Annotated in this window: 8 protein-coding genes; all 8 read right to left on the bottom strand. The window is 40.7% G+C overall.

Translation table 11 applies throughout. From position 1 onward, the window contains the following. Positions 1-5: 5 nt before the first annotated feature. From tssI to tssF, 8 genes are read right to left on the bottom strand one after another with little or no spacing between them, the layout of a single operon-like run. Positions 6-6,020, bottom strand: a complete 6,015-nt coding sequence (gene tssI / locus BQ4443_RS10700; RefSeq protein ID WP_071059052.1) for a type VI secretion system tip protein TssI/VgrG — start codon at positions 6,018-6,020, stop codon at positions 6-8. A gap of 26 nt (positions 6,021-6,046) precedes the next feature. Continuing rightward, positions 6,047-7,108, bottom strand: a complete 1,062-nt coding sequence (locus tag BQ4443_RS10705) for a pentapeptide repeat-containing protein (protein ID WP_071059053.1) — start codon at positions 7,106-7,108, stop codon at positions 6,047-6,049. Then, the gene (locus tag BQ4443_RS10710; RefSeq protein WP_071059054.1) at positions 7,108-9,708 is read right to left on the bottom strand and encodes a DUF2169 family type VI secretion system accessory protein; all 2,601 of its coding nucleotides are present in this window, start codon (positions 9,706-9,708) and stop codon (positions 7,108-7,110) included. The genes BQ4443_RS10705 and BQ4443_RS10710 overlap by 1 nt, the downstream gene beginning before the upstream one ends. A gap of 3 nt (positions 9,709-9,711) precedes the next feature. Next, complete coding sequence (locus BQ4443_RS10715; protein ID WP_071059055.1) at positions 9,712-12,063, bottom strand: type VI secretion system Vgr family protein; 2,352 nt, start codon at positions 12,061-12,063, stop codon at positions 9,712-9,714. Positions 12,064-12,072: 9 nt separating this feature from the next. Next, positions 12,073-12,462 carry a DUF4150 domain-containing protein gene (locus BQ4443_RS10720; RefSeq protein WP_023953461.1) on the bottom strand — a complete coding sequence of 130 codons (390 nt, stop codon included), beginning with the start codon at positions 12,460-12,462 and terminating at the stop codon, positions 12,073-12,075. Positions 12,463-12,477: 15 nt separating this feature from the next. Then, entirely contained in the window at positions 12,478-14,820 is a 2,343-nt protein-coding gene (locus tag BQ4443_RS10725; RefSeq protein ID WP_023952843.1) for a type VI secretion system Vgr family protein, read from the bottom strand. Between the two features lie 22 nt (positions 14,821-14,842). After that, entirely contained in the window at positions 14,843-15,541 is a 699-nt protein-coding gene (locus tag BQ4443_RS10730) for a DUF3540 domain-containing protein (protein ID WP_023952845.1), read from the bottom strand. Between the two features lie 7 nt (positions 15,542-15,548). Then, complete coding sequence (tssF, locus tag BQ4443_RS10735; protein ID WP_083331932.1) at positions 15,549-17,417, bottom strand: type VI secretion system baseplate subunit TssF; 1,869 nt, start codon at positions 17,415-17,417, stop codon at positions 15,549-15,551. Positions 17,418-17,453 lie beyond the last annotated feature (36 nt).

Raw genomic sequence — 17,453 nt, forward strand, 5'->3', positions numbered from 1 at the left:
GATACCTATTTGTTACTTTTTTCTAAGTTACATACTCTACACAATATTTGTCCGTTTTCTATCGTTCCTGAACCCCCTTTACTTTTAGGCTTAATATGATCCACGTGTGCCTCATTACTGGGAGGAGTAACTCCTTTTTTGTGTTGCTGTGCATCTATTACTTCTTGACCACAATTGGCACACTTCATAGCTCCCGCATTAGTTATTTTATTCTGCTCTTTAACTGCAGCCTTACCGGCTTTCGTAAAATCCTTGCCTGCACGTGTTCCCTGCTTTAATAACTGTCTAATAATTAGCGAAGAAATCAACCCCCACGGATCGACCCACTCCACAGGGTTCGGCGCATATTGGTACACATTTATCCCGCCCATCAACCCTATCGGGTCTTGGCTGATAAAGCGTCCTAGCTCGGGATCATAATACCTAAACGTATTATAATGTAGCTCACTCTCCTCATCATAGTACTGCCCTTGGAAACGATGGTTATTCACCACCCCCTCTTTTACCTCTCTCGGCTCCACATAGGTCTCTCCCCATGCCCTGGACTCTGCCTCCCACACCACCTCTTGGGATTGGTTCAGCAATAGTTGCGGCGTGCCTATCTGGTCACATACATAGTGATAGAGTTTAGGGGGAGTAGTGGTTAGGGCTTCTCTCGGCTCACACTCACTCGTTAGCCTCATCGGGCTAATATGCTCTGCCTCGCCTGTACTGCTATTGATATACTGGGCTAGCGGAACAAAGCTACCGTCCTCATACACATACTGTACATCTCTAGCTAGCGCGACCCCCTGTGTCGTAGAGAGACTCCTTGCATGGGCTGTACGCAACGGCTCCTCGGAGGCAATGCTTAATCCCTCCCAGTCATACAACGTTTGGCTGACCACCCGATGATGCTCACCCGCCTCCACTCGCTTGGCTATACGTCGCCCAAACGCATCATAGAGGTACACTGTGCGTAAGCTCTCCCGAGCTCCCCCTTGCCATCCACTCTGCCGTAATTGATTATGTCCATCCCATTGGAAGGTCTGTATCCCTTTGACCCCCTCTTTACGCGTCATATTCCCTCGCGCATCATAGCTAAAGTGTGTCCCCGCTATCCCTTTTAAGAGATTGCCTAATACACTTGACACCCCTGACGGTAAGGTACTCGATGGCGTGTAATCATACGAATTTTGGGTGCTCTTACTTAAGATATTATGTGCCGGGTCAAAACTAAATCGCTCTTCTCCTAATGGCCCTCTCGCCTGTAATAATCGCCCTATCGGGTCATACTGATAGCTTAGCTCTCCCTTGCGACTATCCTTAATCCCTATTAACCGATTGGCGCCGTCATAGTCATAGACTCGTTGCAAGACGGTTTGTTTGACATATTTACCTGTTTGCGTATGTTGCTGACTGAGTCGGCCGGCTATATCGTACTCAGTACTCTGCATCAAATCGTTTGCCCAGTGTCGCTTCACTTCGCGGTGATTACTATCACGCTCCACATCAATCAAACGCTCTTTATCTAGCAACATCCCATGCAGGTGACCTGACCCATAGCGCAAGTAATCCACCACACGACCGTCGGGACGCGTCGTCGTGATCAGATTGGATAATTCATCGTAGGCAAATGCCCAGTGCTTACTCACCTGATGATCAAACACCGTATAGTCGTGATCTTCGGCAATCACATTACCCAGCGCGTCTAGCGTAAACTGATGGCGGGCATGAGGGTTTTCGGCGAAAATGAGACGTCCATTCATATCATACCCATACGATCGTGTCTCATCCGCACTCATGACCTTCGTCACTCGTCCCATCACATCATACTGATAACGTATCGTTTGGTCTTCAAACGTCACCCCGTCCAAACGACCCGTTTGCTTATTCACATGATAGTGTTTTTGCTTACCATCAAACGCTTGCTCATGCACTAAACGACCCTGTGGATCGTAGGCAAATGTATAGCGGTCTTGATTCTCATTGAGTAATTGACTTAATCGACCCAGTGGATCATAACGATACGCTACCTCATGATTCAGTGCATCAATCCTCGCCTGAACCCGTCCTGCTTCGTTATAACGGTATGAGGTCGTATGGGATAAGCCATCCACAAACGTCAATAGTCGCCCCTCTTCATCATGGGTCAAATAGACGGGATTAGTACCTGAACGCTCTACTTTGGCTAACTGTCCTTTCACATCATAGGTATAGTGCTCTGTTGTGCCACTCGGCTCAATAAGTTCTATTAAGCGATCAAAGGCATCATAACGATACTGCGTAGTTTTACCCGAACAATCTCGATAGGCAGCGAGCTGACCCGTCGGCGTATACATGAGGTGTTTAACACCTCCCTTGGCATCAATAACACGCGTCACATAGCCCTGAGCCGAATAGCCATACTCGGTCACATGTCCTAAGGGGTCAGTCTCTGCTATCACCTGATGGAATTGATCATAATCACGTAACCAACGACTACCATTAGGCTCTTCTAACACGCGTAAATGATTATCTGTATCGTATGTATAGCGGATTCGACTACCGTCTGGATTGATGGTTTCAATCAGATTATCAAAGGCATCATAAACAAAGTTTGCCACTGTGCCATCTGCGTATTTAACCTGTGTAATATTATTGAATTCATCACGTTGACTAATTCGTGAGGTACCGTCACTATAATAAATGCCCAGTAAATAATTTTCTTTATTAAAGGTATATTTGGTTGTCTGCCCTAAAGCATCCGTGACATAAGTTGTCAAATTCTCTCGATCATAACGCAGGCTATATGCCATGGTGCCGTCATCTAATACCTCATAAATACAGCGAGGGACGGCACCTGTGGTATCCCAACGTAAACTCACGCCACGATTGGTTTTATCGGTATAGCGAGTGACCAAGTGCTGTTCGTATTGATAATGATTACTTGAGCCAAACTGATCCGTCGCCTGTACTAAATCCCCCTGAACATCATAGCGATACTGTGCCACAATAATTGTCTGCGGAGTATCACTTTCTGGTGTTAGTCCTTGATAACTAATCTGGGTCACACGATGATCTTGGTCATAGACAAACTGTAATTGGTAGAGTGGCGATGATAAGGTGTCAAGCTGACCTGTTTTATCATAAGCCAAGACTATTTTATTACCATTGGCATCTCGTATAGACGTGAGTCGATACACCCCTGCCATCGCTTCATAATGCTCTACCGTATGATTTTTATAACGGATTTCAATATGACCTTCTGCCACTATTTCCCAGTACAGCTCTTCTTTACGGTCATACCATACTTCATTAAGCGCTAAATTGTCTCTGCTCTCAACTAAGCGACCTAATTTATCAATATATACAAAATGATTACCATCACGATAAATATACCGTGTGTATTCAGTCAACCAACGAGGACCTAATGGGCTTAAAACCCCTGCCGTATCAAACGCATAACAGTTGGAAACATAACGACGCTCCCACGTAATAGGAATCGCATCACCTAAACTAAAATCCGTATGCTCAAATTGCTCATCACCTAGGGCATAACCAATAGATCCGTCGCCACGAGCTAATTTTTGACATTCTTTGCATTCATTATGTTTCTTCTCTGGGTTTTTATTTTGACCACTTCCATCTTTATCTTTTGGATTACCACCATCAGATCCATCGCCATCACTCTTTTTACCACCACCTTTACCATTCTTACCTTTACCGAGACTAGTTATCCATTGCTGAAAGCCTGTCTCAAGCGAAAGTCCTGTAAACTTCAGATCTGCAAAACCAGATTTATCTTCAGCACCTAGCATCTGGAAATTCAGACCTGTTGCCCCCATAGTCGCTAATTGTACATTCGTTGAGTTAGCATGAACCCCGATAGAGCATACATTTTTGGAGAGCACATCAGCTGCCATACTATCTTTCAAGGCAGTCAACGAAAGACCAACATTAACGGTTTTATCACTACTTGCCGAGACCGTCGTATCTAATAGAGACATTGTTAATAGCGTTGGTGCCTTATGCTCAATTTTATCTTTGGCATCAAAATACGCTCCCGCCGCTGGTTTAATAGAATAATCCGTTGTATCTACGGTGGTTTCACTTTGATCAGACACAACATCGTAGGTCTGTGCTTTAAAATCAATATCCCCTGTCTTTAATGATGCACCGTTCTGAATTTGGCTGACTTCTTGTCCGCCAATCGTTTCACTCACTGTACCCGTCACTTCCTCATCATCAGAAGCATCAGTATTAATATGCAAGCCTTTAACGGTATGTGTTGCCACCCCTGCAACACTGCTGGTTAAAGAACCGGTAATGGTTTCATCTACACCGTCTAAGTAGTTTTCTTCTAAATTCCCACCCACTTCTTCTGTTAATTGCGTCTGAATACTTCTCTGATGGTCACTTTCATAGGTATTCTCTCGACCAGAAGCGAGCTCAGTATCGGAGGTGCTATGAGCGGTATGCGATCTAAATCCACTAATCGCTGACACGGTATTACCGACAATCTTTTGCGTCTGGTTATTTTTCACCTGTGTATTTAAATCTTTCTCTGCTTGCAATGACAGCATCTCTTGCCCAGGGCGATCTTCAAACATTAAATGATTAGATTGACTGGTATCCCCATAACGGCTCTTGGTAAAAAAGCCACTCTTAGTCGCCTCATCAGGAAGGTTAACAGGAGGCATATTTAAATCGTTATAGACTCGTCCAATCACCACTGGTCTATCCGGTTGCCCATCAACAAAATCAACCACCACTTCTTCACCAATTCGTGGAATTTGCACGCCACCAAAACCATCTCCTGCCCACGGGGTAGAGACACGTACCCAGCAAGAGCTCTCTTCATTTTTTTTGCCCTCTCTATCCCAGTGAAACTGAATTTTAATACGTCCATATTTATCGGTATAAATTTCCTCTCCTTCTGGTCCCACTACTTGAGCAGTTTGAGGACCAGACATTTTAGGCTCTTTATGGACTCTTGGTGCTCGGTATTGTACCGTCGCCGGAATTTGTAGCGTATCAATTTCTACTAAACTCGTTTGCTCATCCGTAACATAAGATTGCACCCGAATATCATACGTTGCCTGAATCACCAGATATTTACTATTCTCTGCGGCAATAGGAAACCCTTTGAGTGTAAAGGTATAACCCGGTGCCAAATCACGCAGCCGTGTTTTAGCTATCGTATGGTGTTGTAGTGCTTGTAAAGCCTCCAAGTGCACTTGAGCATAATGTTTGGACTCGGCATAACTAGCATACCCACCAAAAGGCTCATAAATTTCTAAGTCAACCCCAAACGTATACTGCTCAGCTTTGGTCACCATTCCTCTCATATCATCGCGGGGATTTTCAAAGTTATAGTCTTGTGTACTATAACTACTAGGCGTGAGTTCTTCTATGCTATTCCATTCAAAGATATGCTGTTCAGTAGGCGTCGCTACGCCATTTTCTTCTACAAAGTGTGCTTGTGCATTCACGGCTAAGGCAGGATGACTATTTTTATGATCTGTTAATACCAGCGTATGATCATCCGCTGTATGTTTAAACCAATAGTAAATCCCCTCATGCTCCATTAAGCGACTGATAAAGTCAAAATCAGTTTCTTCGTATTGGACACAATATACCCATGTGCGATAACTTTCTAAGGTTTTGTCCTCAAACTTAATGTGATGTTCAGCTAATACTTCTTTAACAATATCTAAGGCTGATTTTTCCTGAAAAATCCGACTATTATTAACCTGCGTCAAATACCATAATTCAGGGCGTAAAGTCAGCTTGTATATATAATGTTTTTTCTCTTGATGGAATTTTTCATTGACCAACTCAACCTTGGTAATGACACCATTGAAATAACGTGACTGATGGTTATTTTCAAGAGCAATACTCGCTACCGTCCCTAACAAGCTTTCTGGCTGAATAGGCAATCTTTCTGCAACGACGGTTACCTGATAATCATAACTGTCTGATAGTTTTTCATGACCTTGTAACGATAAAAAGGCTAATTGCTGCCCAAGTACTGTTTCTATATTAGCAATACGATTCATATCATCCTCTACACTTGCTCAAGACATTAAGCGTGATATTGTTCACTCCATAACTCAGCTTCAAATAAAGCATCATCTTTTTCACGAACACCAGCTCGTTTTTTCAGCTGTTGATCGGTAGTGATTGCACGGTGAAAGCGCGTCTCCTTAAACATTGCTCCATCAAAAGAAGCCTCGCTAAGATTGGCGTAAGAAAAATCAGTAAAATAAAATTGGCAATTGTCGAAATTTGCCTTAACGGCATTCGCTTTTTGCCAAACAGATAACGACAAATTACTTTGACTAAAATCGGCCTGCTCAAAAAAGCCTTCGACAAAAATACTCTGTTCAAAATCAGCATTTTTCGCACTCAGGTGGTCTGCCTGTGCCTCTAGGAATATGGCATATTTGCCCTGTACCTCATCCATACAAACAAACGACATTTTTGCCTCATTAAACGATGCTTGCAGTAAATTGGCTTTTTTAAATGAGGCACCCGTTAAATCTGCCTCTGTAAATACACTTTGCGATAAATTCACCCCATCAAACCGATGGTGTGCCAGATTTGATTTGGTCCACACCATATTTTGTAACTCACAGTGTGAAAATAAACATGTCCTTAAATCTAACTGATAAAAAATTGATTTATATAAATTACACTGATCAAAAACCGTCTCCTCTAACTGTGTATCAGTACACACAAGTTCGGTAGCGGTTAACTGCTGAAATCTTGCCTTATAAAAGTCGCTTTTGATAAAGGCAGCTTTTTGATATACCCCATCATGAAATTGGGTACTTATAAACTGACTTTCTGACCAGCTGGTTTTAGTGATTTGACAATTGATATGGTTAACACCCGAACAATTACACTGGTTAAACAGCGTTGCATTTAATTCACATTCAATAAAACGGGCGTTTTCAAAATCACAGTCATTAAAAATACTTTCATCAAATGCATTACGGTGGAACAGTGTATTTTTTAAATTAACATTCTCAAAAATAACTCCTCGCATATCCATATGTGAAAAATCCATGCCTGAGCAATCAACATTCACTATCGTGATACCATTATCTAGCCACTCTTTTAATTGCTGTTCTGATACTCTCATCAAGTAGCCTCCCGTTGACTAGGCTCTAGTTGAGCAAGCACCATATAATTTTCATGTTCAATACAATCATCTGAGAAATGACTCAATGCTAGCTCTGTCCTAAAAAAATTCACATGTGTAAAATTAACTGCCTCAAAGACGCAACGCCCCATCAATGAGTGAGATAAGTTTGCACCAGTAAAATCCACCCGTAAAAACTTAGCTCGACCAAAAATAGACTGTGGTGTTTGTGAATGGTTAAACGCTGCATTTTTAAAAATACTAAGTGAAAAATCAGTATTATCTAAAATAGCTTCACTAAAATTTACCTGTTCAAAAATCTGTTGCCTTAATGAACTATTTTTAATATAAACCTGTGTGAAGTCATTATTTGCCAATACCTGATCTACCTTAACAGAGATAGCTTCTAACCATGACTTGGTAAATTGTGTGTGTACAATCGCCCCATCATTAATGGCTAACCGTACTATATGGCAGTCAATAAATGCACTCTTCTCAATGGAGGTATTCATAAAGGCACATTTATTCATTTGCGTCTCGGTAAACTCAACACCCACCAAAGAACTTTCTACAAATACGGTTCCTTCTAATACCCCTACATTAAACGCACTCTGTTGAAACTCACCTTGTTGAATAAAAATTTCAGAAAAATCACAATGTTTAAAATAACTGTGCTGTACTTTCAACTGCTCAATCGTCATTTTCTGGAATTGACATGACTCAAAAAGACAGTGATCCATCGTACATAAGCTAATGTTACTCATTTCAAAAGTACACTGTTCAAACTTACTTGCTGTCAATTCTGCATAACAAAGCGCACTCATATCAAAACAACAATTTTTAAATGTACTTTGTCGTAAATTAGCTTTCTTTAAAACACTGGCTTTAAAACTTACCCCATCAAACACTAAGCCACTTAAATCTGCTCCCGTTAAATCCATATGTTCTAACGGTTTCTGTTCATTGATAGCCTGTAACACCAGTTCTCTTAAGACGTTAGCTTTTGTCTTATCTTCAATGAATGTATTACCGTGTAAATGGGCACTCATTGCATAGAGCTGTTGCTGACGTTGTTGTGTTTTCTCCATTTGAACAGTATCTATACCCTCAAAAGACTCTGCGAATGTGCTTAATGCTGTCTCTTGACGACTAACATTAGCCCCATCTCCTTGGGTGATGATTTGCTTCAAATAGTCCTCACCCCCCAACAGTTCTAGGACTGTTTTGTCTTTTCCTGCCGTTCTTTTGAACCTAATCGAGGCCTCTTTCACCTCTTTTAAATGTTCTTTCATTTGCTGAAGTTGTTGCTCTCTAAGCTTCTGCTCTTCAGGTAACATCCGCATATCTACTAAAGGAGATGGCATAGGCCCAACTATTTCAGGTAAAAAATGATTAGCATCAACCCCCATAGTTGTTAGCTGCTCTCTCGCCATGGAGTACATATACTTTTGTAATTGGCTTAATTTAGTTGCTAAATGCCCTTTCATCTCACTTGTCGGAGCAATCGTATCAATCTGTACATTTTCAGGTAATAAATCTTCATCTAAATAAGCTAATAAGGCAGATTCATCATGGTTCTCTCTGGTGCGCATAAAGGACGTATAATGCGCCGCCTCTTTGGGTGAATGCTTCCATTCTACGGCTGCCAATACATGCTTAATTTCTGCACCATCCTCATACCAACAAGGCACAGAGCCTTGGAAAATCACGATATAACTTTCTAAATGAGGAATCAGCCATAATGTTTTTAACGATAAAAATACATCTCTTATTAATGGCTCTGTGGTTTCATTTTCTTGCAGTTCAATCAAACACCTTCCTCTCCACGCAGGTACAATGCCTGACCATTGAGGCTTCTCTGGATGCATATTCTTAACGTTAAACAGAGTATTATCCGTAAACTCCACCTGATCAAACCATATCTGTTCATCTTGTGCTGCATTAAACAGACTAGGATCCATATCGTCAAAAAAACCCGGGAAATCCGTTTTTTGCCATTTTTCAGTATATGACCCTACTTTAGAAAATCTGATTGGCCAGGTAATAGACTGTGCCCCAAAATTCACTGCTCTATAGATTTTCTGCCTATCAATCACTTGCTGAGTAGGATCCTCAATATTAGGCAACTCTCTGATAGCCACATTCTCTCTGAGAATGTCCTCTGCTCCTCGGCCTAAAGGATTATTCTCATAATTTCCCCCTCCATAGCTATTTGCCCAAGAAAGAGGCAGGCTTTCAAATGCAAGAGGGTTAGAAATCTTATCACCGTCAAAATAGCGGTCACCCGTCACAAGTAATTCGCGTTTTTTATCATTAACCTCTACCGCAACACGGATAGATGTTTTATCTTGTTGATGCGCTGTATAGGCATAGCCTGATACCAAAAATTCTGGATAAACTTTTGGAATACCATATTCTATAATCCCTTGTGAATCTAGATGCTCTGCCGCCACTTTCCATAACTTACTCTCAGACTCAATAACCGGTGCACCAGATTTGGTATTGACGAGTAACATTAGACTTAACCCTATGCGTGACTGACCTTTCCAACGATAGGGACGTACTAATAGACTAGAGGCAATTGACTTGGATATTTTCATAAACTATACATTCAATTTAAGTGCATACTTGTCCAATTTTTTACCATAGTGTTTTAAATCTACACCGGTAAAACTAACCGCCATACCTTCTGATACTTCTGTACGGGCAAGGATTTTTGCTTGTAGTCCTACAGCGGACATCTTAATAGCGCTCATAGCATCATTAGTTACACCCAAAGCCACCTTCACCATATTACTATCGCTTACTTTACTACTTGACTTACTATCCATAAGTGCGACACCCAATTGAAATGCCGTCACTTTTTTATTGTGAGCAGCGGCAGGTAATTTATTCTTACTAATCGTTGCTTGTTTCTCTATACTGCCTGCATTCAATACTAGCTTCGTATCAACTAAGTTTAAATATTTAGCAACAGAGCTTAAGGTAAAGGCCGATGCCGCCGTAATTTGATGAATAGGCGCAAAGAAACCCATTGCTCCAGACGTAACAATTGTCTGCAATAATCCACCAATCTCAACGTTGGAACCTGCCTCAAGCGTATTAATCTTATCGGCGGCAATCTTATCATTACGAAACGCATTAATCGTTTGCTTTATCCCTGTTGCATAGTGATGTATCGAAGGTTCTTGTGCAACTGTCAATGATTCTGTTCCTGCTGTTGTTTCTGCATTCGTACCTGTGTACTGACGATATTGGCGTTGATGTACGGTGTCTTTACTATCTCCAGCTACTTTTAGAGTATGCCCATTTTCATGCTGATACGTCGCGTTTCCTTGTACTTTTTTATCCACCTTGCCGCCAAACTTCCATTGATGAGCACCGGTAATATTTGTTGCAGATGACCCTCCTACACTATGATTGCTATCATTCTTAACCAAAAGGTCCATGTCTTTTTGAGCAACCATTTTGAGCAATTCTTGACCTAAATCATCCTCAAATAATAAAGAGTTAGCTTGATCAGGATTACCATCTTTGGTACGCGTATGAAAACCACTTTTTGTTGCTTGCTCTGGCAATTTAACTGGTGGCATATTTTCAGCATTATAAAGTCGTCCAACAACGATAGGTCTATCCGGTCTACCCCCTAAAAAGTCCACAATCACTTCTTCATTAACACGTGGAATTTGAATACCACCAAACCCACCACCAGCCCATGGATTTGAGACCCTCACCCAGCATGAACTATCCTCATTGTATTGACCATATCTATCCCAATGAAATTGGACACGAACCCGACCAAACTCATCTGTCCAAATGGTTTCCCCATCTGGCCCAACAACGCGTGCCGTCTGCGGACCATATGTATAGGGTTTGGGGGTAACGATAGGGTGTCGGTATTGCACATCAGATGGCATTAACTCTACTTGTAAGGCTAAGCGAGACTGATGATCCTCATGACTCATATAAGGAGCTTCAGCAAAATCATATGCAAGTCGAGTGATTAAGTATTGTTGATTCTGTTTACTATTTGGATGTTTCTCTAACCCTACTGTTGACCCAACCGCTAAGAAACAAGCATTTGAGGTAGCTCTCACTTTGCTACGTTGAGCATCTGCAATTTCGACCTGAATTTTTGCTAATTGTTGCCCCTCTTCTACATCAGTATAATCACCCATAGGTTTATAAATCTCAAGTGATAAGCCGTGATTATTCTGCAACCCAGACTGCTTATTGACCTCTAATGAAACACTGGGTTTATTTAGATTGTAATCAGTCGATGCGAACTGGTTACTTCCCAAGGATACAGATGGCTGCCAACGATAAAAATGTGGTTGGACATGATTCTCACCTAAGCTATTAGGGTAGAAATTAAGTGTACTCTTACCTTTTACCGCTTGGTGTGCTTGCATATTATCGGCGATTACCAAACGGTGCTCTCCATTCTCATGCTTAAACCAATAATAGAGCCCCTCATGTTCCATTAATCGACTAATAAAATTAAAATCTGTCTCATCGTACTGAACACAATATCCCCATTCTCTATACGTGCCCGTTAATTTAGTTTCTAGTTTGAATGGATAATTTTTTAAGACATCGCGAATAATTTCTATCGCGGTTTTTTCTTGATAAACTTTATAATGGTTTGTTTGGGTTGCCAACCATAGCCAAGGTCTCACAGTAGCCTCATAGCTAAAATAACGCTTTGTCTTGGTCTCTTCTGCAACTCTCTGTACCTTTGTCACAATACCGTTCAATACTTTTTGATATTGATTTTCCTTTACCTCAACGGTAATATCATGCCCCAATAATTGTTTAGTATCAAACCCACGATTCTCTACTAAAAAAGCAACCTTAAACTCAAATAATCCCGACAGGTACTCCTCACCTGTTAATGATTTAAACAAGATTTCTTCACTGACCGAAGGCGCATTAATATGAAAAATTCGATTCATTATTGACTCCTATGCCGCCAAAATACTAATATGAGGACAACTCGGAATAATCGTAAAACCAAATGTATTAATCATATTCTGAGGTCCACCTGCACACATTCGATTCGCTGGAGTACCAAACAATAATGTGGTATAGGAATTTAATACTAGCCTTCTACTTTGTGAAGCCACAGTCTGAGAAATAACTCCCAATGCAACACCTGGCAAATCACCTAAGGTCAAAGGAATGGTTGTCATCATATTATGTGCAAACGCATTATTAAATAAAATTTTGATCGCCACTGGTATCGCCGCCATAGGAAAAGCCATATCAGGTAAAGGTATGGGAACTAATGCAGGTGATTTACACACATCTGGAAAAGCAAAATCCATTCCTATCATTTGATTTGTCGCAAACATAAATGTCACCTCTCTTTATGCATTCTTAATGGTTATAGCTGTAAATTCAGCAGGACTTGCATAGGCTTTATCACTTTTTCCAACGCCTTTTAGTGCTACACCTACCGCTTCATACTTTATCAACTGAGTATCCAAGGTATTTAGACCTGCCACCACTTTGATCGCTGACAGCTCTCTTGCTGAAAGATACATACCTTCATTAGCCCCATATAAATTAATTGATGCGGTATAAGAAGTAGACACATTCTGTATATCAGCTGATTTTATAAGGGTCAAATTGATTTTATTGTTATAGTCTTCTTTAACCTGTTGAGTATTCTCATCAATGCTTGCAGGCGTGGAAACACTAATACTTGATCCTGCTGTTACTTGAGTATCTGTCTTACTTACTGCAGTAGCATCCCCCGCCGTAGTGGTAACTGTCATCGTACCCGTTTCAATTGTCTGAGGACCACCTTGTACAGTAGTACTCTGAGCACTATTTATCGTGACTGTTTCACTGCCACTCACTTTACGTGTAAAGGGTCCTGTAGCGGTACGTGTATATTCCGTTTCTACTGTTCTATCTCGACCCGCTCCATAGGTATAATCAGCCAAACCACCACTCACACTTTGTACATATCCTCTAGACATAAGGATATTTGCATTACCGGACAAAGTATGTGTTCTAGGACCGGTAACTGTTTCACTAGACGTTCCTTTAATCGTTCTAACTTGGTTAGCCTGATTAGTTTCTGTAGAGCTATCTTTGAAAATATTATCGTCATATCCACCAACAGATAAGTCAGTAGTGCCTCCATGCTCCCCGGTTTGTGTCCCTGATACAGCAAGGTCTTCATTATTTTTAACCTTAGTATTCATATCTTTTTGGGCTTGGAAACCTAACATTTCTTCATTAGGCTTATCCTGCAACCGCATAAAATTCGCGGTGGATGCATCACCAAATTTTGTGCGGGTAACAGTCCCCATTTGCGTAGCATCATCTGGGAAATTCCATGTTGGCATATTATCTGCGTTATATACCCGTCCGACTACGATGGGTCTATCGATAAACCCACCCACAAAGCCAACGATAACTTCATCATTGATACGCGGAATTTGTACACCACCAAAACCACCGCCTGCCCAAGGACTAGAGACACGCAACCAGCAAGAACTATTTTCATTTCTCTGACCTTCCCTATCCCAGTGGAATTGCACTTTGATTCGCCCATACTTATCCGTAAAGATTTCTTCTCCTCGCGTTCCTACCACTCTGGCCGTCATAGGCCCATAGGCTTTAGGCACTGGCGTAATTTTAGGATGTCGATATGGTACATCTGTGGGGATAGCCTGACATGTCATTTCAATATGAAAGTCACGCTCATCTGCTTGTGTTGATCTAGCTGACTGAGATAAATAAATGTGTGTCCCAATAATCCATAATTTATCAGGCGTATTCTCTCGGTTTTTTAAGCTAAACGTTTTGCCTGTGGCAAGCATGGCATAATTTGCTTGCACTTGAATCACATGCCCTTGCCACGCATAGCTTTCTGCCATTACTTGAACATACTTATCACCGTCACTACGCTCGAAATATCCCCCTAATGGATCATAAATTTCTAACTGCTTATTAGCTGGTTGTGTAATCGTATAATCTACATCCAGAGCTTGTGCTGATTTCTCAAAAAAGTAGTCAGCCATGGTATGTTTATTACTGAAAAACTGCTGACTTTCTTGCCAATTTTGTACAATAATTCCCTGTGGAGGTAACGACTGATCTACACTGTAATAAGGTAAGACCGACTCTCCATCAATAGGTTTATAGGCAGTAGATGAGTCTGCTAAATTGAGAATATGTTTTCCGTCTTTATGTTCAAACCAATAAAAAATACCCTCTTGCTCCATGAGTCGCGCTATAAACTGAAAATCAGTTTCATCATATTGAACACAATATGGCCAACTTCGATAGCTTTCTGATAATTGCCACTTCAACTCGAATGGATACTCAGCAACAACTTTTTTAATCATATCCGGCACAGATTGCTCTTGAAAAATACGACTATTACTTTTTTGAGAGGTATACCATAACCAAGGAGCTAACTTAACCGCATAGATATGCTCACGTTCGGTATCTGAAGAGGGCGAAACATATTCAGCACGAATAACGATGCCATTAATATAACGGGTAGCATTTTCCTGTTTTATTGTTACCGTCATAGTCGTCCCTAATAGACGCTCTAAATCTACATCTTCCTGAGGCGCAATCAATTCAATATCATAATCAAATAGTGTAGATACAGTTTCATTGCCCCTTAACTGTTTCAATGCAAAATACTGCGCACCCAAAACGGTTTGTACTTCAATATGTCTTGTCATCGCTTACCCCTACACAATATCTCTATCCCATATGGATTTGGTCACTATCCACTTTCACCAAATCTTTTGCTGTTACCATCGTATATTTAGCATGTATTCTGGCGCTATTTTCCGCCTGATAATCGAGTGTCCCTACGCGTACTTGCTCCGTCTGCTCTGTAATACGGAAAGCACGTTTACTCATATGTGAAAGTCTATCGACAATTGCCTCATAGACCTTACCTACTAATTGCACCAAACCAATAGTCGCTTTCATTTCCTTACCCACAAACTGCGTCTGTTCAACAACGCAGTGAGCTTCTTGTGCCTTAAGTGTTATTTGTGCTGACTCCATGCTGAGTAATTGCTCACTTTTAAACGTAAGCGAAGATGCTGACACTAGCACATTACCCGCGATGGCTATTTCTTGTTGGGCTGTATTGGCTTGTTCCAAAACGGCAATAACATAAGCCTGATTGATATCAGCTCCGCTAACTAACACTACATCATTCACTGCAGGCATTAGCAAACAACTTGCCGCTTTTTTTATACTGATAACAGCACCATCCAAACAGACTTCTATCGCCTGAGTTTCCTTATGAATACCCACAACTTTTGCTGCTGTGTGTATGGGGACTAATACATGCGCTCTTTCAGACTGTCCATGATGCAATAATCTTGCTAGTTCATTCTCAGCGGCTACAAATGACTGATTTACACTCTCTCTTTCTTCTCTACTCATCCCACCCTCATATAATTGGACGTCTGCCTTGTAAGACGCTTCCTTTATTAATAACACCTCTCTGGATGCTACACAGCTCTACTTGGTACGCCATTTGTTGTGATACAAACGAGCCAATAAACTGTTCTAAAACGCAACCAAACAAATATGGACTTACACCAGCAAAAAATAACTCATCCATCTCAATACGAATAACAACAACTCTAGCAATAAATATTTCACCAAGAATCGGCGAGCGATCATGAGTCGCATACATAGTCACATTCGTAATCGCCGAAATCTGTTTGGATAACAACGGGTCAGCAATGTATGTATAGATATGCAAGATATCTTTCAGTGCATCTGCGGCGTTTTTCTCATCACCTTGCTGCAAAAAATCCAAATACTGTAAATTTAAATGATTAATCAATGCCCAAGCATTACTCAATTCAGCCAATGGTGGGCGAGGTTTTGTCATCTGTCCGAGCAACTGAATAGTATCTACAGGCACATATTTATCCAGCTTAAAATCTATTTTTCTCTCTTTATTCAATTCCAAAGGAAGCCATCCATTAGTACACAAGGTATAAACATTGATATGGCTAATCTGATGTTTTTCCTGTAACGCCTCTAATTGATGAATAGTTAATTCTGTCCGACTATAATCTTGTTTTTTTTCGACACCAAACGTATAAGTATTACGTTGCGTGGTATATCCTTCCCGATTCCCTTGACGATAAGTCGCTAAGTTAGGAATATCTATTCGAGTTTTATACTTATCCTCTGAAACCCCTTCTACTTTAGTCACACTAAAGATTTCCATATGGTTCGGTCGTGAGGTGTCTGCCACTAATGGATAGTGCGGCGTTAATTGTTCAAGAAAAATATTCTTAATATCTTGTCGAAAGAGATTCACGATTGGGGTACAAAACAGTAAGAAATTATTTTTATCTAATGCCCCCTCCAGCTCTACAAATTTTTTATCTAAGAAAAAAGTAATTTTAATGGTTGATAATCCCGATTTTTCTTGTCGTTCTTTAGGGATTTTGAGTGCTTTCCGCAATCCTTTTAATTGAATAAATCTGAATTTTTCAGGTAATAAAAAATATTCGTATGCAAGACGATGCCCAATGTGCATCGTATCCGACAAGGGAAATAGAGATACATCCTTACTTATACCACCTTGCTCAATATAGTCTTTACCAAGTAAATTACTCCAGCAACTAGGCCCTTCAGCATCCTGATAAAGTATAGATACGGTATGCCCCAAAATCGCTTCTAAAATAAGACTTGCTAAATCCGTGTCACCATTGATATAAACATCCAAATTTTCTAATTTAGATAACTCATTCAATCTAACGCTTCCCGTTAAATTTAGCTGAACCGTGATAGCTTGTTTAATTTTTTTATTTTTTAATACAGGATATTTAGCAAATATTACATTCAGGTTATCAGAAACCGTCTTTGCTGATGTTACTTCGAGTGGCCATAATTTAACCGCTTGACTGGTCGTAAAGAGCACTTCTTCATCGTGCGGAAGTCGAGCACGCAAGCTAAGCCCTCTAGGAATATCTACACCTTCGTTAAGATTACCCTTTTTATTATTAATCTGAAATTGTACTAAACCCATTGAAGGCGCAACGGCTATATATTCAGGACATAACTTTTCTAAATAATGATGAGTAAACTGCGGAAACTCAGCATCCATCTTCATGTGAATGGGTGCTGTCAGAAAGCTTAGCCCTTGGAGTAGTCGCTCAACATATGGATCACTATTATCAGAAAAGCCCATGGACAAACGATTGGCAACTTTAGGGTAATTCTCAGCAAACTCCCTAGCCATCTCGTGCATGTAAACCAATTCCTGATGATAGTATTCGATAAATTTATTACTCATACAACCATTAATACTCTATCCAAAACAAACTCTTAC

Source organism: Pelistega sp. MC2, assembly GCF_900099475.1.
Classification (GTDB): Bacteria; Pseudomonadota; Gammaproteobacteria; order Burkholderiales; family Burkholderiaceae_B; genus Taylorella; species Taylorella indica.